The 18,164-nt window shown below is 67.1% G+C and carries 18 protein-coding genes and 1 pseudogene; 6 read left to right on the top strand and 13 right to left on the bottom strand.

What is annotated here, in order from left to right:
* Positions 1-138 precede the first annotated feature (138 nt).
* Entirely contained in the window at positions 139-2,436 is a 2,298-nt protein-coding gene (locus U9983_RS02640) for a SpoIIE family protein phosphatase (protein WP_322752486.1), read from the top strand.
* A 132-nt stretch (positions 2,437-2,568) separates the two neighbouring features.
* Here the strand turns inward: U9983_RS02640 and U9983_RS02635 are convergent, their stop codons facing one another.
* On the bottom strand, positions 2,569-4,110 hold the full coding sequence (locus tag U9983_RS02635) for a S53 family peptidase (RefSeq protein ID WP_322752485.1): 1,542 nt from the start codon (positions 4,108-4,110) through the stop codon (positions 2,569-2,571).
* A 322-nt stretch (positions 4,111-4,432) separates the two neighbouring features.
* Positions 4,433-5,347, bottom strand: coding sequence for a methyltransferase (locus U9983_RS02630; protein ID WP_322752484.1), 915 nt, complete (start codon positions 5,345-5,347; stop codon positions 4,433-4,435).
* A gap of 181 nt (positions 5,348-5,528) precedes the next feature.
* On the opposite strand from U9983_RS02630, the gene U9983_RS02625 reads away from it, so the two are divergent.
* Entirely contained in the window at positions 5,529-6,629 is a 1,101-nt protein-coding gene (locus tag U9983_RS02625; RefSeq protein WP_322752483.1) for a helix-turn-helix transcriptional regulator, read from the top strand.
* Positions 6,630-7,133: 504 nt separating this feature from the next.
* Here U9983_RS02625 and U9983_RS02620 read toward each other — a convergent pair.
* The 3 genes and pseudogenes from U9983_RS02620 to U9983_RS02610 form a co-directional block, all read right to left on the bottom strand.
* Entirely contained in the window at positions 7,134-7,448 is a 315-nt protein-coding gene (locus U9983_RS02620) for a GlsB/YeaQ/YmgE family stress response membrane protein (RefSeq protein WP_322752482.1), read from the bottom strand.
* Between the two features lie 104 nt (positions 7,449-7,552).
* Entirely contained in the window at positions 7,553-7,807 is a 255-nt protein-coding gene (locus tag U9983_RS02615) for a hypothetical protein (protein ID WP_322752481.1), read from the bottom strand.
* A 347-nt stretch (positions 7,808-8,154) separates the two neighbouring features.
* A pseudogene (locus tag U9983_RS02610) lies at positions 8,155-8,493 on the bottom strand (IS5/IS1182 family transposase); the annotation flags it as partial.
* A gap of 598 nt (positions 8,494-9,091) precedes the next feature.
* On the opposite strand from U9983_RS02610, the gene U9983_RS02605 reads away from it, so the two are divergent.
* The gene (locus U9983_RS02605) at positions 9,092-10,162 is read left to right on the top strand and encodes a WD40 repeat domain-containing protein (protein ID WP_322752480.1); all 1,071 of its coding nucleotides are present in this window, start codon (positions 9,092-9,094) and stop codon (positions 10,160-10,162) included.
* 231 nt (positions 10,163-10,393) lie between these two features.
* On the opposite strand, the gene U9983_RS02600 is transcribed toward U9983_RS02605, so the two are convergent.
* The 8 genes from U9983_RS02600 to U9983_RS27645 all read right to left on the bottom strand — a co-directional run bounded on the left by U9983_RS02600 (position 10,394) and on the right by U9983_RS27645 (position 16,555).
* Positions 10,394-10,519 (bottom strand): hypothetical protein, encoded by a 126-nt coding sequence (locus U9983_RS02600; protein ID WP_322752479.1) that lies wholly within the window; start codon positions 10,517-10,519, stop codon positions 10,394-10,396.
* Between the two features lie 272 nt (positions 10,520-10,791).
* Positions 10,792-11,382, bottom strand: a complete 591-nt coding sequence (locus tag U9983_RS02590) for a maleylpyruvate isomerase family mycothiol-dependent enzyme (RefSeq protein WP_322752478.1) — start codon at positions 11,380-11,382, stop codon at positions 10,792-10,794.
* The gene (locus tag U9983_RS02585; protein WP_322752477.1) at positions 11,369-11,866 is read right to left on the bottom strand and encodes an SRPBCC family protein; all 498 of its coding nucleotides are present in this window, start codon (positions 11,864-11,866) and stop codon (positions 11,369-11,371) included. Before U9983_RS02585 ends, U9983_RS02590 begins: the two co-directional genes overlap by 14 nt.
* Positions 11,863-12,243 (bottom strand): metalloregulator ArsR/SmtB family transcription factor, encoded by a 381-nt coding sequence (locus tag U9983_RS02580; protein WP_322752476.1) that lies wholly within the window; start codon positions 12,241-12,243, stop codon positions 11,863-11,865. The genes U9983_RS02585 and U9983_RS02580 overlap by 4 nt, the downstream gene beginning before the upstream one ends.
* Positions 12,244-12,438: 195 nt before the next feature.
* Positions 12,439-13,431, bottom strand: a complete 993-nt coding sequence (locus tag U9983_RS02575) for a tyrosine-type recombinase/integrase (protein ID WP_322752475.1) — start codon at positions 13,429-13,431, stop codon at positions 12,439-12,441.
* Positions 13,432-13,659: 228 nt separating this feature from the next.
* The gene (locus U9983_RS02570; protein ID WP_322752474.1) at positions 13,660-14,289 is read right to left on the bottom strand and encodes a hypothetical protein; all 630 of its coding nucleotides are present in this window, start codon (positions 14,287-14,289) and stop codon (positions 13,660-13,662) included.
* A gap of 293 nt (positions 14,290-14,582) precedes the next feature.
* Positions 14,583-16,010, bottom strand: a complete 1,428-nt coding sequence (rox, locus tag U9983_RS02565) for a rifampin monooxygenase (RefSeq protein WP_322752473.1) — start codon at positions 16,008-16,010, stop codon at positions 14,583-14,585.
* A gap of 431 nt (positions 16,011-16,441) precedes the next feature.
* A complete protein-coding gene (locus tag U9983_RS27645) occupies positions 16,442-16,555 on the bottom strand; it encodes a hypothetical protein (protein WP_416211256.1) in 114 nt (37 codons plus the stop codon).
* 446 nt (positions 16,556-17,001) lie between these two features.
* On the opposite strand from U9983_RS27645, the gene U9983_RS02555 reads away from it, so the two are divergent.
* The 3 genes from U9983_RS02555 to U9983_RS02545 form a co-directional block, all read left to right on the top strand.
* Positions 17,002-17,271: a hypothetical protein gene (locus U9983_RS02555; RefSeq protein WP_322752471.1), complete on the top strand. Its 270-nt coding sequence runs from the start codon at positions 17,002-17,004 to the stop codon at positions 17,269-17,271.
* Complete coding sequence (locus U9983_RS02550; RefSeq protein WP_322752470.1) at positions 17,268-17,627, top strand: type II toxin-antitoxin system PemK/MazF family toxin; 360 nt, start codon at positions 17,268-17,270, stop codon at positions 17,625-17,627. Before U9983_RS02555 ends, U9983_RS02550 begins: the two co-directional genes overlap by 4 nt.
* A 164-nt stretch (positions 17,628-17,791) precedes the next feature.
* On the top strand, positions 17,792-18,164 hold a 373-nt coding region (locus tag U9983_RS02545; RefSeq protein ID WP_322752469.1), incomplete at its 3' end, for a ferredoxin family protein.

Genomic DNA, 18,164 nt, shown 5'->3' with positions numbered 1-18,164 from the left:
AGCCAAACCCGGATGGCCCGGACAGAGCACCTTGACTGAGCTTCTTGATATTCATACGTTCAAAGACCAAAGCGAAGAGCCTGCGCCAGGGTGTTCATCCGGCAGTCGACGATATGGACCGAGGGAAGGATCGACTCGGTGGCGACACGACAGGCAGCCAGTCCGGCGGACGACGACCAGATCGCACAGCTGGTGGCGCTGATCGCCTACCAGCAGCGTGAGCTCCAGGCGCTGCGGGCACGGTCGGCGGCCGACGCCATGGTCGAAGTCGCACAGGGTGTCCTGATCGAGCGCCTGCGCTGCTCGCCCGCGCAGGCGGCCCACCAGCTTGCCCGCCTTGCCACCCAGTCCGGGATGCCGTTGGTGGAGCTGGCCGCCGATGTGATCAACAGGCCGGCGGACGACAGCATCGCCCCGGTGGTGCCGGATCCCCACGACCAGCTTCGGGCGCAGTTGGCGCAGATCGCCGTACGACGGGCCACGGACGGGTCGCAGGTCGCCGCGGCGGTGCTGGAAGAAGCCCTCGCCCCGGTGGGAGCCGTTGCGGTCGCACTGTGGATGATCGAACCGGACGGTGCTTTGGATCTCGTCGGTGAGGCGGGACTCGGCGCGCTCGAGGCCAGCCGCTGGCAGCGGATCCCGCCACAGATGGACTCCCTGGCTCAGCGCGTCGTCCAGGATGGACAGCCCGGGTGGTGGCCTGGTGGCTGTTCGACCCACAGGCGGATGCCGCTGGTCGGGTCATGGCTCGGCGCCCGCGCGGTGCTGCCGTTGATGAATGCGGGGGCGCTGCTCGGCGTGATGGAGATCTGCTGGCCAGCGCCGTTGGATGAATTCGCGCCGGCCCTGCGACATCAGTTCCTCGCCTTGGCCGAGGTGTGCGCCCAAAGCCTGGGCACCGCGCAGGGGCGTACCCACCCGAGTCGGGTTGCGTGGCTTCCTGCCCTGCTGGACGGATTACTGACCTCGACCCTCCTCGCCCACACTGTCCGTGACGACGATGGGCGAATCATCGACTTCTACATCAACCATGTCAGCGACGGATTCGTCGATCCGGCAGGTCGCGATCCACACGACCTTCTCGGCTGCCAGCTGCTGCACGTTTATCCGCTGCTGGCAGTGTCCGGCGGACTGTTCAACCGCGCCGTGAATGTGCTCACGACGGGCCGGCCCTACCACGCCGCGGGCGTCGTCGTCCGCGTCCTTGCCGGCGACGCCACTGTTGCGGTCGACATGGACGTGCGCATAGCCCGGCTCTACGACGGTATCGTGATCACATGGCGTCCAACGGACGGCACCGACGGACTCGCGGCTCTCCTGCAGCACGCGCAGCGGCTCGGTCAGCTGGGTGGCTGGCAGCAAGACCTTCGCACCGGCGACGTGCGTTGGACTGACCACACCTTCGCGCTGTTCCGGCTGGCACCCACAGCCACGCCCATCGCGTTACAGGACCTGGACTCCCACGTCCTCCCCGAGGACATCGGCGCAGTCGATCGCTTCCGGAAGACGCTGCTGACAATGCGACGACCAGCCTCCGTCGCTTTCCGGCTTGTCCGCGTGGATGGTGTGACACGGCACATACGCGCGTTTGGCGAACCGGTGACGGATTCAGCCGGAGCCCTCATCGCCGTTAGTGGCGCCTACCAGGACCTGTCGACCCAATATCACACACAAGTAGCGCTTGCCGCCACCCGTGAGCAACTTGCTGACACCGAACAGCGAGCCGAGGATCGGCACCGTCTCGCCCTGCAGCTGCAGCATGCCATCACGCCGTCTTCGGCGGACCCCATCCAGGCCGCCAGCCTGGATGTCGCCGTCCGCTACCGCCCGGCAGAGCAGGATCACCTGGTCGGTGGCGACTGGTATGACGTCGTGGTTCTACCCTCCCAGGATGTTTTCCTCGTCATCGGCGACATCGCCGGACATGGTATCACCGCTGTCACAGGTATGGTTACACTACGCAACAGCCTGCGCGGCCTCGCCATGACGGGAGCCGGCCCCGCCCAGCTCCTCACCTGGCTGAACAGTGTCGCCTACCACCTCACCGACAACATCACCGGAACCGTCATCTGCGGCTTGTACAAGCCAACCACCCACATGCTGCGCTGGGCGCAAGCCGGCCACCTCCCGCCCGTTCTCGTCCGCCGTGGCGCTGCGCGGACACTGTGCCCACCCCAGGGCACGCTCCTTGGCGCGGACGTCCGCAGCTGCTACGAGGAGGCCACCGTATCCCTCCAGGTCGACGACGGCCTCCTGCTGTTTACCGACGGTCTTGTCGAACGCCGTGCGACCGCCCTCAGCGACACCCTTGAAGCGCTGTTGTCTCTCGCCGGCCAGCCCATTGGCGACCTCCAGCATTACGCCGACAATATCCTCCAGGGCACTACCCCCGATACCGACGATGACGCATGTCTGATTGCCGTCCGCCTCCGCTGACTGCCTTGGACGCCGCAGGCCCCGCGGCAATCCCTGAAGGGGAGTTCGCCACCCGCCATATTCATGTCGGCAATCGACATAGAGCAGCCGTGGCGGCACACCGCCACGGCTGCTCTCATCCTGAAACCCCGATCAGGCGGTGGCGAACGCTTGGATGATCTTCATGCCGTCCGGGGTGCCGAGCCCGGTGCAGGCATCCCAGCCTTGGCGGGCGTCGTAGCCGTCGATGCCGCCGGTGACAATGTCGCGGAAAGCGCCGTTGCTGTTAGCCAGATCGTAGAGGGTACTGTGCGGTGCACCAATCGGTTTGCCGAGCTTCTGGTTGGCGATGGCGGTGAGGGCGGCCCACAGGGGCGCGACGGCGCTGGTGCCGGCGGCCACGGCGTCCTGTCCGTCGACCCGCACCTCGTAGCCGGTGAGCGGGTCGGCGTCGCCTGCCACGTCGGGTACGCCGCGGCCGGGCTTGTTCAGTGGATTCAGCGGCACCTGCGCATTCTGCTGATAGGCAGGCAGGGCGAAGTGCCGGCTGACCCCACCCCCGGTGGCACCGTGACCGACGGCGAGTTCGTTCCAGACCGTCTCGTCGGAGGCGGTGAGTTTGGTGCCACCGCAAGCGACGACATGGGGGCTGGAGGCCGGGAAGTCGACATGCAGGCCACTGGGCAGGCCGGCGGTGGCACCGTTGTCGCCGGCGGCGCAGAAGACCGTGACGCCGAGCGCCGCGGCGTCGGCGAACAGCGCGTCGTAGCTGTCCATCGCCTGGACGGTCCAGCTGTTCTCGGGATTTCCCCAGCTGATGGAGATCACTGTGGGCCGGCGGAGCTGGTCATGCAGGGCCGCGGCGATCGCGTTGTAGAAGCCGCGGGTGGTGTTCGGGGCAAAGTAGACCGCCATGGTGGCGCCTTGGGCGATGGCCCCGACCATCTCGATGTCCAGGGCGACCTTGCCGTCGTCCTTGCCGCCGGGGCTGTTGCGGGCCCCGTCCACCGATATGGCGGTGATCCTCGGCGTGCGCAGCTTCTGGTTCGTGAAGTACCTCTTGAGATCGTGGATGTGGTAGCCGCCGCCGAGCTCGATGAGGGCGACGGTCTGGCCTGATCCGTCGGCGTCCGTGGGGAAGCCGTAGCGCCGGGCCACCTGCTGGGGCGGGTAGCTGATCTCCAGTGTGTCCGGCATGACACCGTTGGCCTGGGCCATGCGGAAGTGTGGGCGGGCTTGGCGGCGGTCATCGAGCCCGAGGACGGCTTGGACCACAGGTGCGAGTCCGGCCGGCACGTAGATCTCGCCCTCGCGGCCCCGGTACGTCGTGTCCTGGTATTTGTACTCGCCCAGGTCGACCTGGAAGGCCTGGTTCATCTGGCCGACGGTCCCGGCCAACCCCACCGACCGTGCTGGCAGATCGATCGAGGTGATGGAGAGTCCGTGCGTGTGTGCGAACTCCTCCAGTCGGGCAACGTCCCGCCGGTCCGCTCCACGGCTGGCCGCGAACGCGGCGCGGTCCATCCGCGCCAAAGCCGTCTGCCCGTCCCGCAGGGAGGCATTGGAACGCCGGTGCAATACAATGGTGATCTCGGCCGGCGCGGTGGCAGCGGCCGATCGGATGCGACGGCTGCCGGCGGGGGCCTCGCGCAGACTGCCCGGTACCGCGTGGAACCTCTGCTTACTGGGGGACATGATTTCCTCGCTTCCTGAGTTCGGCAACTTCTGTTGGTTCTAGCGCTGTTCTTTTGCCAATTGACGCGAGCTATCGCAAGGCCCTGACCTGCATGGCTCAGGGTGAGTTCCGCACGCAGCATGGTGTCGATGATCTGGCGGACCGGGTCCAGCGCGAAGGCCTGGCGGATTGCCGAGAACAGGACGGTCTTCCTTGCTACCGCTGCGACGAGGGAAAATCCGCGGCCTGGCTACCGTGTAACAACAGATCTTGTCGACCGACGACAACACGGCGAGGTGCGTGTCCGGCCCCGCGACGCCGCGTCTCTATTGCCGGTCGCTCTTAGGCGGCTTCGGCCACGATGAGACTCTGGGGGCCGGCGAGGGAAGCATAATCGACAAATCGCCAACCCGTTTGCGGCAGCCAGCCGCGAACCTCATCAACGCTGTAGGCATCGCCGTCGCGTAGATGCAACGCGAACTCGCCGGCTATCAGTGCGCCATGGAGTGGCTCGGTACGAGGGGCGTTCGTCCAGAAGTCGGCGAGCAGGAGGCGTGCGTCCGGGCCGGCCGCGCGGCGCACACGTTCCAGTAGGGCACGGTTGTCCCGCGGAGCCCAGTAGTGGATGAGGTTGGCCACCAGGAACACGTCGTAGCCCGTGGGAAGATGTCCGGTCATGACATCGCCTTCCTGCACGGCGATGCGTGATGTGAGGTCTGCCTCGGCGATGCACGCGCGGGTCATGGAGATGACGCTTGGAAGCTCCAGGACAGTCGCTTCCAGGTGCGGGTAGAACTGGGCGACGGCGATCGTCCACGAGCCCGTTCCGCCGCCGACATCGAGTAGGCGTCTGTGCGCGGAGAAGTCGAAACTCTCCGGGATGGCTCTGCAGGCCGGATAGTTGATCTTTTCCCGGAAGTGCAGGAACGGGCGCAGGTCAGCGGGCATGCGCCCGGTGAGGAACGCCGCGGCGCCGTTGCGGTAGGTGTCACCGTCGCGTTCGAGCAGGTCCAGCGCCACCATGGCGTCGGCGCTGAGTTGCACGGCCCTGCGGGTCAGTCCCGTGTGAGCGGCCAGAGCGTCGATGGTCGCGGGCGAGTCGGCAAGTGCCTCGAAGATCCCAGTTTCGTTCGCCGCGAAGACGTGCTTGGCGGCCATGGGGCCCGACACGAGCCGGATGATCGGCTTAGGGGTGACGGTGCTCGTCGCCCGGTCGGCCCGGCCGGGTGATCTGTGTACGAACGTTCCTGTCGTCACAGGCATCTCCTGCTGAGTTGGGGTCCTATTGCGCCCTGGAGGGCAGACATGCTGGACGGGCAAGACCGATCGTGGGCTATGACGGCCCGCCGGCCAATCCCACATCAGTGGGGGAGTTGGTGCCGAGGCATCCCAGAATCGTGGGGTGGCTGCCCCTTGGGCCGGAAATTACGATTCAGTGATGAACCGGGACCGTTTGCGCCGTACCCGCGCCGACATCGTACGGCTGGCGGATGATGGGCTCGACTGGGTCACGTTCTCGACACAGACGAGCGAGATTCTCAGCCGGCTCGTCCCTTTTCAGCGCAGTTGCTGGCATACGGTCGACCCGTGGACGATGTTGCTTACCGGCAGCCTCAACCAGAACATCGACTACTCTGGGTCCTGGCTGGCAACGCACGAGTACGTCCTTGACGATGTGAACAAGTGGTGGTTTCTTGCTCGGAGCGGACGGCAAGCGGGTGCAACGAGTCTCGCGACCCATGGTGACCTGTCTCGTAGCGCCCGGCACCGCTCCCACGAAGCGAGCGGCATCGGTGACGAACTACGCGGGTCGTTCGTCGCAGACGGCACCTACTGGGCGGCTGCGAGTTTTCTCCGTGACGAGAGCGAACCATGGTTCACCGAAGCAGACGTGCGCTTGCTGGCCTCACTGTGCGAGCCGATCGCCGTCGGCTTCCGGCGGGCTCTGCTCGCGACGGCAGTGACGACGGAGCATCCTCGGGATGACGGCCCGGGGGTGGTCATGTTCGATGAGTACGGCGACCCCGAGTCGATCTCGCCCGCCGCGGAGCGGTGGATCGAGGAAATGATCGAGGTTCCTCCACCGTCCGTCCCCGCCACGTCGAAGATGGTTCAAGTCGTCGCTGCCCGGGCCCGCGCGTTTGGCACCGGCCACGACTCGGTTGAGGTCTCGGCGCGGTCTCGGGTGCAGACGAGATCCGGGTCATGGCTGCTCCTGTACGGCACTCGGCTCTCCGGTGGCGCCGACGGCCGCACCGCGGTCATCATCCAGCCCGCCACACCCAACGAGGTCGCCCCGCTGGTCGCTCTCGCCTACGGGCTCTCTGATCGAGAGTGCCAGGTCACGCAGCTCTGCCTGCAGGGCCAGTCAACCAAACAGATGGCCCAGATGCTCGGAGTTTCGCCGTACACGGTACAGGACCATCTCAAGTCAATCTTCGACAAGACGGGCGTACGAAGCCGGGGCGAACTGGTAGGCCGGGTTTTCCTCGAAGATTACGCGCCACGCTGGGAGGAACTACCCGGTGCGCCTGGCTGATGCCCGGCCCGTTGACCCCGGCTCCCGATCCGCCTCACCAATGGCTGGCGGGAGGAACAACCGCAGGATCTCCACCGGCCGTCGGACGTTAATCCACGCGTCCAGGCCGTGCTCGCCGCAGGGGGACTGCGCTGCCATGAAGATCGCCGATGGGCTTGCGGACGCAAGCTTCCTCGGCGACGCACCAGCCGGCCAGCAGCGGCACGCGGCGAAGAAGCGACCACGTTGCTTGATCTCCTGATCAGTACGCATCGTCCACGGCAGATCCTCAGGGATTCATGACCGGTGACAACCTGGCGTATAGGTTGGTGAGACACAGGGGCTGGACGGCGACAGCGGTTCGACAGCAGTTCGAACTCGCTCCAGAAAGCGCCAAGCAGAAATACTGCTACGGCAGGCACGGAATCCTCGGTCAGGTACAGCGCGTCGAGAACTTCATGATTGACCGGGATCGTGCTTGTCCGCCGTCCGGCCCCTTAGTGTCACACCTGTTTCCGGTACCTCTTACCGGCGTACGTAGCGCCGAGACCGCCGAGACCGGCGGAAGCGGCTGGTGCTACGGCCGTCGACGGCATGCCACGCCAGCAATACCAGAATGGCACCGATGATGGAGCCGACGATGCCGGAAGATTGTAATGGACCCGCACCGGCGTCCTTGCTGAAAAGGACGTAACCGAGGAACCCGCCGACGAAGGATCCGACGACGCCGACGGCTATGGTGCCCCCGATACCAATGTGGTCCGGACCGGGCACCACCAGGCGTGCGACGGCACCGGAGGCGAGGCCGAGCAGCAACATAACGACGATGAACTCAAGCATTGTCGTTTCTCCTTCTCGAGGTGATTACCGATGTGCTCCCTCCACCCAAACCACCGAACTCCTTTTCTCAGCTAATTTCAGGTCACCTTCGCAGCCGACCGCGGTCAGTCCGCGGCACGGTGACGGAGCCGGGCTGCCCGCCGCATGAGCAGCAGGACGACACCGCCGGCAACCACCCCGCTAGTGGCTCGGGGGTGACGACGGGCCTGCTGACCTGCGACGCGAGCGGCCTTGCCGCTGGTGACCACGGTCTTCTCGGCGGCGTCGCGGGTCCGGTCGGCAGCTGCCGCGACGTGCGGCGTAAGCCCACTTGTCGCGTCGGTGACCTTCCGCCCAAGGTCGACGGCACTCGTGGCCACCCTCTCCTTAGCCGCGAGAAGCACACTGTGACCGTTTTCATCCATTTTATCTGTATGGATGATATCTGTCCCTGTATCGGCAGTGAGTGGATGTGCGTCCGCGAGATCCGGTCGGGGGGGGATGGACTGTTCGATCATCGAAGATCCTCCTCGTGCACCAGCGATCTGTGTAGTCGTCGGACGTAACGAAGGGTGGGTCTTGTTATCTACTACCCAGGTTCCGCCATCAATAATCGGATGATTCCAGCTATGCGATGACGTCCCTTGCACGTCCACTTATCGGGTGTGACAGTGGATGGTTCTGTCCGTGAGTGTTGACCGCATCTGCCGGCGGCCCTGTCGCACCGGGCGGTGGTGTCGTGTTCGCGGCCGGGGCGCATGTCGGAGGTCCACGGAGGCCAGCCGGCCGGGGCGGTGACGACCTGGACGTTCCTGCCGTGGTTGTCGTGTTTGCCGGACCGCCACAGGTCCACGCCCGGGGTGGGGCCGGGGGTGCGGTTGCGGTCGCCATCGATCAGGGTGCCGTCGACGCTGAGGAACCAGCGCAGCACCAGGACGGCCTGGTGGCGGCAGGTCAGCGCGCGGATATCGGGGCGGGTGCCGCACCGGCTGCGTTCCGCAGCGAGTAAACCCTCCAGAAGCACAACGGTTTCCTCCCGCGATGGCAACACGGCCGTATATGTCACACTCGCCGGTACGCGGGACCTTTCTTAGGCTGATCTTTGGTCGGACCAGTCTTCCTGGCGGGATCCCGTGTTTTCTTGTTTAATCGTCGGTTTTCGGGCGTGTCGACTGCGGAGAGTGTCAGTCATGTACGGTCATGAGTCATTACATGGAAATGCTCATTGGACGGATGCAGGATACATGGACTATTCTCCCCAGAAATCCGAAGCCACTATCGTCCTGAACAAATGCTGCCGACGGCGCCGAAAGGATGATCCACGAATGAACGGTTCAACACGGCGCCGAATTTCCAGCCGATCAGGCTGCGGAATCGTCGTGTTCGGCGTGTTGGCAATGCTGTTGGGCGGTTGCGGCGGAGGAATGACGACATGGCCTCATGGTCGTCGTCGCCGAGCGGCTGCGTGGACGGCAGCGGTGGTTGCGCGCAGGGGCGGGCCTTCGTCCAACGGGACCATACGGTCTCAGAATTGGATTGCTTGGTCGATGGTTCCCGCTGTCGGATTAAGTGTTGGCAGGCGTAGTGCATCATTCTGTGCTCTTGCAGCGGTCTTCCTGTTCGTTGCCGGATGTGGCGGCGGCGCTCCTTCCGCCGCGGGCCTGGTGACACCGACCGGTACCGCACCGGAGGTCAGCCAGGCCCCGACGGCCTCGCCATCCGCCGCTGCGACGGGCCTGCGGCAGGTTGCCAGCTTCGCCGGCGCCACCCTGCACGTGGACCCGCTGGCATTCAGCCCGGACGGCCGGACTCTGGCCGGCAACGAGGGCAGCGAGAAGCGGGTGCGATTGTGGGACGTGGAGACGGGAAAGGCCACGGCCACCATCACCGCACCCGGTAATGTGTCGGTGGGTTTCACCCCTGACGGACAGGCACTCGCCACCGGCTACGCCGGTTATGGGGCACAACTGTGGGACGTCGGTACCGGAACCTCCACCGCCACCTTTCCGAACCCGGTGACGACCGGGGCGAACCCGTTGGGTGGCAGCGGAGCCGTGGCGGTCAGCCCGGACGGTAAGACGCTCGCGAGCATCGGGAATGGGGGCGGGGTGACCTCGGTGCTGCTCTGGGACGTCGCTACCGGCAAAAACATTACGAAGCTCACGCCCCGTAGTTCCGTCCTGTTGTGCCTCGCCTTCAGTCCCGACGGCAAGACCATCGCCGCCGGCGGCAACGGCGGTGGCGTCACCAATCAAGGAAACGTGTACACGTGGCAGGTGGCTACCGGAACCCCCGGGCCGACGCTACGGCTCGCCACCACAGATCCGGTGAAGGTCATCGGCAACAAGGTCAGTTCGCTGGCCTTCAGCCCGGACGGTAAGACCATAGCCGGTGCCGGGTTCGCTGGCCCGTCGTACCTGCAGAACGGCGCCTACACCGGTACGCAGATCTGGGATGTCACCACCGGCACGGTCGTCTCCACCGTCACCGACACCGGCGGCGGCTCGGTCGCGTTCAGCCCGGACGGTGCGACTCTGGCCACCACGCTCACCGGCGGTACTGGCGTCGAACTGTGGGATGTTGCCGCGGGGAAGGCGACGGGCACCATCACCCTACCCACCAACTCCGCCATGACCGCGGCGGGCACATCCGGGGCGCCGCTGGCCTTCAACCCGGACGGGAAGACTCTGGCCGTCGGGGTCGGCGGAACAGTTCAACTCTGGGCGCTGCGCTGATCCCGGCACTGTTGCGTTATCGAAAGCGGTGGAGGTCCCAGTAGAGGTCCTGGTAGGCACCCTCGAAACGGCCCAGCGCCTCCCGCAGTCCGCCCTCCGTGCTCAGGTCCGCCTCGTGACCGCTGCTCGCCACAGGATCAGTTAGGTGCCGGCCATGCTCATCATGCGTGGAGGTGACGATGGAGTGCCGCGTTCGGATATGACAACGACAGCGTCGGCCTCGGCAGGGTTCTATGAGCGAGTCGCCTCGTAGTCGGGGAGTGCGGCCGGGGTGGTCCGGGGTGCCGGGCGCATGATCATGATCAGTATGGCCAGCCCGGCGAAGATGCACGCACCGCCGTACGCGATCCTGGACATGCGGGTCCGCGACTCCACGATCGGCCTCCACCGGCACATAGACATGGTGTACGTGCTGGGCGCTGTCCGGCGATCTCACCGCGCAGCTGGCGGAGGTCAGCGCAGCCCAGTCGGTACCGATCGCCGACATTGTCGGACTGACGGGAGTTCTCGTGTATTTCTGCGATCCGCGCTCGCCATGGTGGCGAGGCTCGAACGAGAACACGAACGGCCTTCTTCGGCGCTTGTGACCGCGGCGGGCGGCGGGTTTTCGCCACCGCCCGCTCGCCTGTCTACGCCTCGGCGGCCGTCCCGGCCGGCGCCCAGTACGGGTCGCGGCCGATGAAGCCCAGCAGCCGGGCCTGGACGTCGGCGTCGCCCGGCACCGCGATCCGGGGGCCGTACTGGCCGGAGCCCCGCAGCACGTCCTCCATCGGCTCCATCCCGGCCAGCAGGCCGGCGCAGAAGTCCGGGTCGAGCCGATCGTCCTGGCCGGTGGCGCGGGCCAGGTCCCATGTGTGCATGAACACGTCGGCCGTGTAGAACCGGTCGATCGCGACGTCCAGGGGCGCTTCGCCGATGTGCGGGTTGGTCAGCACCAGGCCGGCCGTCGTCGGGTCGTCCAGCAGCGCCTGGACGGCGTCGTGGTGCACCCGCCACGTGGCGACCGGGTCGTCGTCCACCGAGGGTCCGCGGGCCAGCTCGACGCCGGTGCCGGCGGCGAGGAAGGCGGGGAACCAGTCCGTCAGGTGGCGCACGACGTCGCGGGCGGTCCAGGCTGCGACCGGTGACGGCCCGTCCCACGCCCGGGTCGCCTCGACCCGGGCGGTGAACGTCCCGGCGATCTGGCGGTGACGCTCGGCGGGCGCCTCAGACAGCGCCATCGGCCAGCGTCCCGTCGGACAGCATCTCGTCCAGCTTGGCGTAGCCCTCGTCGACCCCGGTCTCCATGCCGCTCGACAGCCAGGCGTCGCGGCCTTCGAAGCTGTCGACCAGCGACTGGGTGCGCAGCCGGGTCCGGCCGTCACCGAGGTCGTCGAACCACAGCGTCTCCAGCGCGACGCTGTCCGGCTCGCCCTCGAACGTGAAGGTCTGCACGATGCGGTCCGGCCGCACCTCGTGGAAGCAGCCGTGGAAACCGAACTCAACCCCGTCGCGGGTGGCGACGTAGCGCCAGCGACCGCCGGTGCGGGCTTCCCAGTAGTCGATGCGGGTGGTGAGCGAACGCGGCCCGACCCACTGCGCGAACAGGACGGGATCGGTGTGGGCCCGCAGCAACTGTTCGGGCGTGGCCCGGAACTCCCGGGTCATCCGGATGATCGGTACCTTCGGGTCTGCCTCGATCGTGGTTTCGCTGGTGATGTTCATGCCGCGCTCCCGTTCTTCTCGGTGTTGTCGCGTCCGTCGTGGTTGCGTTCGGTGCTGTCGCGCATGGCGTCCAGGACGGCGTCGAGGCGGCGGTACCGCTCCTCGGCCCGGCGCCGGTAGCGCTCGATCCAGGTGTCCATCAGGTCGAAGACCTCCGCCTCGAGGTGCACCGAGCGAGGCTGCGGCCCCTCCGGGCGGGTGACCACGCCGGCCTGCTCCAGCACCCGCAGATGCTTGTAGACGGCCTGCAGGCTCATCGGGTACGGCTCGGCGAGCTGGTTCACCGTCGCGTCGGCCTGGGCGAGCCGGGCCACCATGTCGCGCCGGGTCGGATCGGCGAGGGCCGAGAAGATCCGGGACAGCGAGTCAGCCACCATCGAGCCTCACTTCGTTTCAACCTTCTGGTTGAAATAAACATTAAGCGGTGGCAGCCTTGGTGTCAACCGCTTGGTTGAAACGCTCCGGTCCCGCGGGGTGACAGCAGCCGCCGCGCGTCCGCCACCCCGACGACCACCGGCACGCCCAGTTCCCGGGCGGGGGAAAAGCGCCCTGACCCAACCGAGTGATGGGTGCTACAGGCCGACCTTGCCCGAGGGGTTGTCCCGGTCGAACAGGCGGCCGGCTCGGACGTAGCTGTCCAGCGAGGTGGGCGACCGCCAGCGGCCCTGGCGCATGATCGACCGGTCCGTGACGCCGGCGCGGGCGGCGGCGGTGGCGAATCCCGACCGCAGCGAATGGCCGGCGAAGTCGGCGGGGGACAGGCCCGCCGCGGCGACCCGGCGCTGGACGATCCGGGCCACCGAACCCGGGTCGAGCCGGCCGGCGCTCACCCCGCCATGGCGGTTCACCGCCCGAAACGCCGGCCCCTCGACCAGGCCCGCGGCCTCCCGCCACGCAATCCATGATCGGACCGGGCAGGTCGGCCGGTAGGAGCCGTAGGCGAGGCCGACGAGTGTACCCGCCCGCTCCTGGTCGGTCTTGGAGCCGCGGATGGCAAGAACCAGACCATCGGCGGTCTCGGCGATGTCAGCGACGTCGAGGGCCACGAGTTCGCTGCGGCGCAGGCATCCGGCGAAGCCGACCAGCAGCAGCGCCCGGTCCCGGACGTCGGTGAGGCGGTCGCCGTCCACCGCTTCGAGCACACGGGTCAGCAGACCGGTTTCCAACGCGTGCTTGCGCGCGGGCGCCACGCCGTGGGTGCGGCGGATGCCGTCCCAGACCGTTGCCACCTCGACCGAGGTTGTCGGGTTGAGGTGGCGGCCGAGCTGATGCGCCACGGAGATCGCCGCCATTCGCCGGCGGATGGTCGCCGGCTTGTAGCCGTTGTCGGCGAGCGCCGTCAGATAGCCCGCCACGGTCGCCGGTGCCGCTGGCACCGCGCTTAGCGCCGGAGAGTGTTCAGCACACCACGTGGCGAAGTGCCGTAGGTCGCTGTCGTAGGCCCGCCACGTCGAGGAGGCCCGCGCGGCGCGGGCGTAGTCGGCCATCCGTTCGACCAAGGCAGGCGACAGCGCAGAGTGTTCGCCATCATCATGGATTGCAACCTCTGAGCTGCCTTCGCTCATGTCTGAGCCCTCCTTTTCGAAGCCGTTCTGACGCCTGAGAAGTGAAGCTTATCGGGCGTCAGAATCTAGAACGTTTCATCTCAAAATTTGGAAACGATACGTAACTAAACTTCAAAACGATACTCAACGAAGCGAATGCTGGACCGGCGGGCAGGCTGGTCCTGTGTGGGAAGGGCAGCGCCGCGGTGGCCGTATCGAGACCACCACCGGACAGCCACCAGCGGCTGATCAGCGCTGGGTCGAGCGGCCCGATAGACCTGATGAGGTGTTGCGGGCAGGGTGCGCTCGATACGGCACGGTCGAGCACCCGGTAGACCATTGCCCGGGAGACATTGCCCGGGAGACGGTGAACAGCTCAGCGAGTTCGGCGATGGTGTGGATGCCTGCGTCGTGCAGTTCCACGAGGTGAGCCTGCTGGCGGGCGCTGAGCTTGGGCTGCTTGCCGCGTAGCTTGCCCTTGGCTTTCGCGATGGCCATGTGCGGCGCCCACGCCTGCCACACGTCGCGCCCCCACTTCCAGACAAGGCGTTCGTGTTCGGCAGCCCCGCGAGCTGGGAGGTCTAGGGTAGGATCGTGGCCGCCGGAAGCGAGGACGACGTCGCGGCCAGTCAGTATCCCGAGCTGGATCGGATCCTTCGCCTTATCAGTCAGCACGAAATCGAACGTGGGTTCGCGGAACTGCACGCCCTCGTGGCGTCCGCTGATGAGGATGTCGCGCCGCGGGCCGCGCTCCTGCTTGCCCGCTTCGGGGAAGTGCGGGGCAGGCTTGATGAGGTACTGGGCGCCTATCGGATCGCCGCACGCTCCGGTCACCCTGATGTGGCCCCGTTCGCGGCCCTCTTGCTGGGGCAGACGCACGTGGATCGTGCGGAGTACGAGGCCGCTTGGACGGCGTTCACCCAGGCGGCGACGGCCTCCGACCAGAAAGTCCGCGATGCTGCACAGCTCGCGCTTCGAGCACTGCCCAGGCAACGCCGCAAGTGGCGTGGGGTCGGTTGGCTGAAGGTGGGCGCGGGCAGGGAAGGGGACAGATCCGCGCGAAGGAGCCCGCAGACAGATCGATGAGACGTGACATCGATGCCCTGGTCCGCCCCCTACCCTCCCAGGTGATCATCTTCTGCGGCGCGCCCTTTCGAGCCACAACTGCGCGCTCAGCTGACGGCGGCGCCGAACCATGTGGGCAGCTGGCCGAGCAGCTCCTGCTGATCGTCACCGACCCACGCCACATGGCCGTCCGGCCGCAGCAGCGCCGCGGGCACGTCCAGTTCCTCGCTGACGTCGACGACGTGGTCAACCCGATCTGCCCAGCCCGCCACCGAGAGCCCGCCGGTCTGGTCGAATAGCAGTCCGCGGCCGCCGTGCATCAGCTCGTAGAGGCGCCCCCGCTTCAGCCCCACGTCCCGCATCCGCCGGCCGAGCAGTGCATGCCCCGCGCCGAAATCGTAGCGGACCCCGATCGCAGTGATCTTCTCGATCAGGTACCGGTTCACGTCCTCGAAGTCCATCAGTTCCGACAGCAGCCGGCGCACTGACCGGGGACCCGGCTCGGGGGACAGCAACTCCATCTGCGCGCGGGTGTTGTCCAGCACGTCGGCGGCCACGGGGTGCCGTTCGGTATGGTAGCTGTCCAGCAGCCCCTCCGGTGCCCAGCCGTTGACCTCGGCGGCCAGTTTCCAGCCGAGGTTGAACGCATCCTGGACACCGAGGTTGAGCCCCTGCCCGCCGGTCGGCGGGTGGATGTGCGCCGCGTCGCCGGCCAGCAGCACCCGGCCGACCCGGTAGCGCTCGGCCAGCCGAGTGGCGTCGCCGAAGCGGGAGAGCCAGCGCGGTGCGTGCGCGCCGAAGTCGGTGCCGGCGAACACCCGCAGCCGCTGCCTGAACTCCTCTAGGGTCGGCGCCGTCGCACGGTCCTCGGCCACCCCGTCGGCGGGCACGATAATGCGGTACACCCCGTCCCTCATCGGAATGGCGCCGAACCGCAGCTGGGTCTTGCGGACGTCGGCCATCACGGCGGCCAGTGTCTCCGGCGGCACGGCCACCTCCATCTCGCCCAGCAGCGTCTCGACCCTGCTGGGCTCACCGGGGAAACCGACGCCGAGCAGCTTGCGCACCGTGCTGCGGCCGCCGTCGCAACCCACGAGGTAGCGCGAGCGCAGCCGGGTGCCGTCGGCCAGCTCGGCGGTCACCCCGTGTTCGTCCTGGCTCAGTCCGACCAGTTCACAGCCGCGCCGGATCTCGGCACCGAGCTCGGTGGCGTGCTCGGTCAACAGGCGCTCGGTGACCGCCTGCGGGATGGCGAGGACGTACGAATGTGCGGTGTCCAACTGCTCCGGCCACGACTTGACGATGCCGGCGAAGAAACCGCCGACCGCGAGCTGCTTGCCGAGCGCGAGGAACCGCTCCAGCAGACCACGCTGGTCCATCACCTCGACGCTGCGCGCGTGCAGGCCGAGCGCGCGGGACTGCCCGGTCGGCTCCGCCTCCTTCTCCAGCACGAGCGCGTGCACACCGTGCAGCCGCAACTCGCTGGCCAGCATCAAGCCGGTCGGTCCACCGCCGGCAACGATCACGTCAATCATGAAAACCCCCCATTCAACAAGGTTGCATTTCGGCCAGCTGATCCGCGCAGTCCGGCGGCGCGCACACCCGCACCTCCGCGCCGAGTGCCCGCAACCGCACCGCGAATCCCACCGACGGTTCGCGTCCCACGAGACCCATCCGGTTCCAAAAGCGCATGTACTTCGCGAATCCCTGATTTCCGCAGGTTCTGGCTTCAGCTGGTGATTCTGCGGCACGACCCGGGTCTTGCCGCAAGGCCCCCGGTGCGCTATACGTTGAGAGTGGCAAGGAGCGGGTAACCCGCGTACGCGTCGCGGTCCACCGCCCCCGCGGGCAGCTCCGGGTTGGAGTACCGCCCGCTTCCACGCCGGCGGCACCAGCTTCTGGTCGATCTCGCGCGGCAGCAGCGGCTTGACCTTCACCTTCCGCCGGGCCAGCGCAGGCAGCCGCTTCACCCCGGCGGGTCCTCGATCCGCAGCTGCGCGGACAGATGCTCGACGACCGACCACGGCACGTTCAGCGGATCGTCCACCAGGAACCGTCCGACGTACCGGACGGTGCACATCTGCATGCGAACCCCAACTGGTCGGCCTTCGTCCGCCGCAGCCTGCTCATCAGGCAAAAATGCCACCGGCTCGGCGATGGACGCTGCCGACACGCGCGTCCCGTCCGCCGGGGTGGTCGGGGCGCGGGTTGCTGCCTATACCGGCACATCGGCCGCATAGCTTCGCGGACTTCGTCCGCTGGTACCCCGGCCCCCGATCCACGCGAGCGAACCGGCTTCGCTCGCGGAGCGCAGCCTCCCGCAGTTTGTCCCAGTCTCCGACCAGGACCGGCCCCGACACCTTGATCACGTACAGCAAGATCAAGTGCTTAGCGTTAACGGCTGTACCGCTGGCCCCCAAGGCCGGTCGCAATCTCTGCCGATCGATCGTCGGTCATCGGCGCTGTGCGTGATCTCCGCTCGACACTGCCGCAGCTCGATCTATAGAAGATGCCATACTTGATGCTATGGCCACGACATCTATGCAGCTTGACAGCGGGCTACGCGACGAACTGGCGGAAATCGCCGAGCGGGACTTCCATGGCGTGCCGCTGGGCGAGGCAGTCCGGCGTCTGGTCAAGGAATACAAGATCAACCGCATCATACGGCGGTACGAGGAGCTGCGCGCCGACGCCGAGGAACGGGCCAGCTACCAGGCCGAGGCGCGGCTGACCGACGATGCGGCCGGTGACGGCCTGCCGGATACGCGCGAAGAGTACCCGGAGTACAACCGGTGAGCCGGGCGCTGAGGCTCGCGCCCTGGCAGGTGTGGCTGGTGGACTTCGCCCAGCCGATCGGGCACGAGCAGGGCGGCCCGCGCCCGGCCGTGGTGGTCGGCTCGGCGACGCACTGCCGGTTTCCGATCGACAGGGCCCTCGTGGTGCCCCTGACCGCACGGAACCGGGGCCTGGATCATCACGTGCGCATCGACTCGCCCGAGTCCGGCCTGCACCGGCCGAGCTGGGCACGCACCGAGGAGATCACGGCGGTATCCACCCAGCGATTCACCCGGTCCACACCGCTGGGCATCGCCTCGGCCACCGAGATCGCCAAACTGGACGAGTGGCTACGCGAGATGGTCGCCTTCTGCTGACCCGCCGCGGCGTCAACCGCCCCGCATCCCACACCCGCCGCGGCCGCGTGAACCCGGGGTGAAGGATGCCCACGTCCAAGATTGCCGGGAAGACGTCACCGGCGAGCCCGCGGCGTAATCGGTGCGTCGGTCGCAGGTAACGTCGAACCGGAAAGCTCGCCGACGTGTCGAGTTGGGACAACACCATTGTCGAATCAGGCCACTGGGGTGCGACGCACCGACTGGAGGACAACCGAACGGTGCCACAACAACGATCAACACCGTCAGACTGCACGTCCAAGTCGCCGGCCGGCGTCGCACTTCCGATCATCGACCGCAATCGGTGCGAAGGTAAGGAGGACTGCGTCGTCGTCTGCCCCTACGATGTGTTCGAGGTGCGCAAGCTGACCGAACAGGAACGCGAGGGCATGTCCCTGCTGGGCTCGTTGAAATACCTGGCGCACGGCCGGCGCCAGGCCGTCGTGGCCAAGCCGATGGACTGTCACGCGTGCGGCCTGTGCGTGACGGCCTGCCCCGAGGAGGCGATCACCCTTCGCC

It is taken from the genome of Protofrankia sp. Cas3 (assembly GCF_963555955.1).
Lineage (GTDB): Bacteria > Actinomycetota > Actinomycetes > Frankiales > Frankiaceae > Protofrankia.
The sequence above is the reverse complement of the archived record's forward strand: the minus strand, read 5'-3'. Positions and strand labels throughout refer to the sequence as shown.

What these genes read in the sequence shown, in the direction of transcription:
- U9983_RS02555 (WP_322752471.1), top strand. Translation starts at nt 17,002, where the DNA reads ATGGCCACGACATCTATGCAGCTTGACAGCGGGCTACGCGACGAACTG.
- U9983_RS02600 (WP_322752479.1), bottom strand. Translation starts at nt 10,519, where the DNA reads ATGTCCAGGATCGCGTACGGCGGTGCGTGCATCTTCGCCGGGCTGGCC.
- U9983_RS02580 (WP_322752476.1), bottom strand. Translation starts at nt 12,243, where the DNA reads ATGGTGGCTGACTCGCTGTCCCGGATCTTCTCGGCCCTCGCCGATCCG.
- U9983_RS02575 (WP_322752475.1), bottom strand. Translation starts at nt 13,431, where the DNA reads ATGAGCGAAGGCAGCTCAGAGGTTGCAATCCATGATGATGGCGAACAC.
- U9983_RS02585 (WP_322752477.1), bottom strand. Translation starts at nt 11,866, where the DNA reads ATGAACATCACCAGCGAAACCACGATCGAGGCAGACCCGAAGGTACCG.
- U9983_RS27645 (WP_416211256.1), bottom strand. Translation starts at nt 16,555, where the DNA reads ATGTGCACCGTCCGGTACGTCGGACGGTTCCTGGTGGACGATCCGCTG.
- U9983_RS02590 (WP_322752478.1), bottom strand. Translation starts at nt 11,382, where the DNA reads ATGGCGCTGTCTGAGGCGCCCGCCGAGCGTCACCGCCAGATCGCCGGG.
- U9983_RS02635 (WP_322752485.1), bottom strand. Translation starts at nt 4,110, where the DNA reads ATGTCCCCCAGTAAGCAGAGGTTCCACGCGGTACCGGGCAGTCTGCGC.
- U9983_RS02620 (WP_322752482.1), bottom strand. Translation starts at nt 7,448, where the DNA reads ATGCTTGAGTTCATCGTCGTTATGTTGCTGCTCGGCCTCGCCTCCGGT.
- rox (WP_322752473.1), bottom strand. Translation starts at nt 16,010, where the DNA reads ATGATTGACGTGATCGTTGCCGGCGGTGGACCGACCGGCTTGATGCTG.
- U9983_RS02625 (WP_322752483.1), top strand. Translation starts at nt 5,529, where the DNA reads ATGAACCGGGACCGTTTGCGCCGTACCCGCGCCGACATCGTACGGCTG.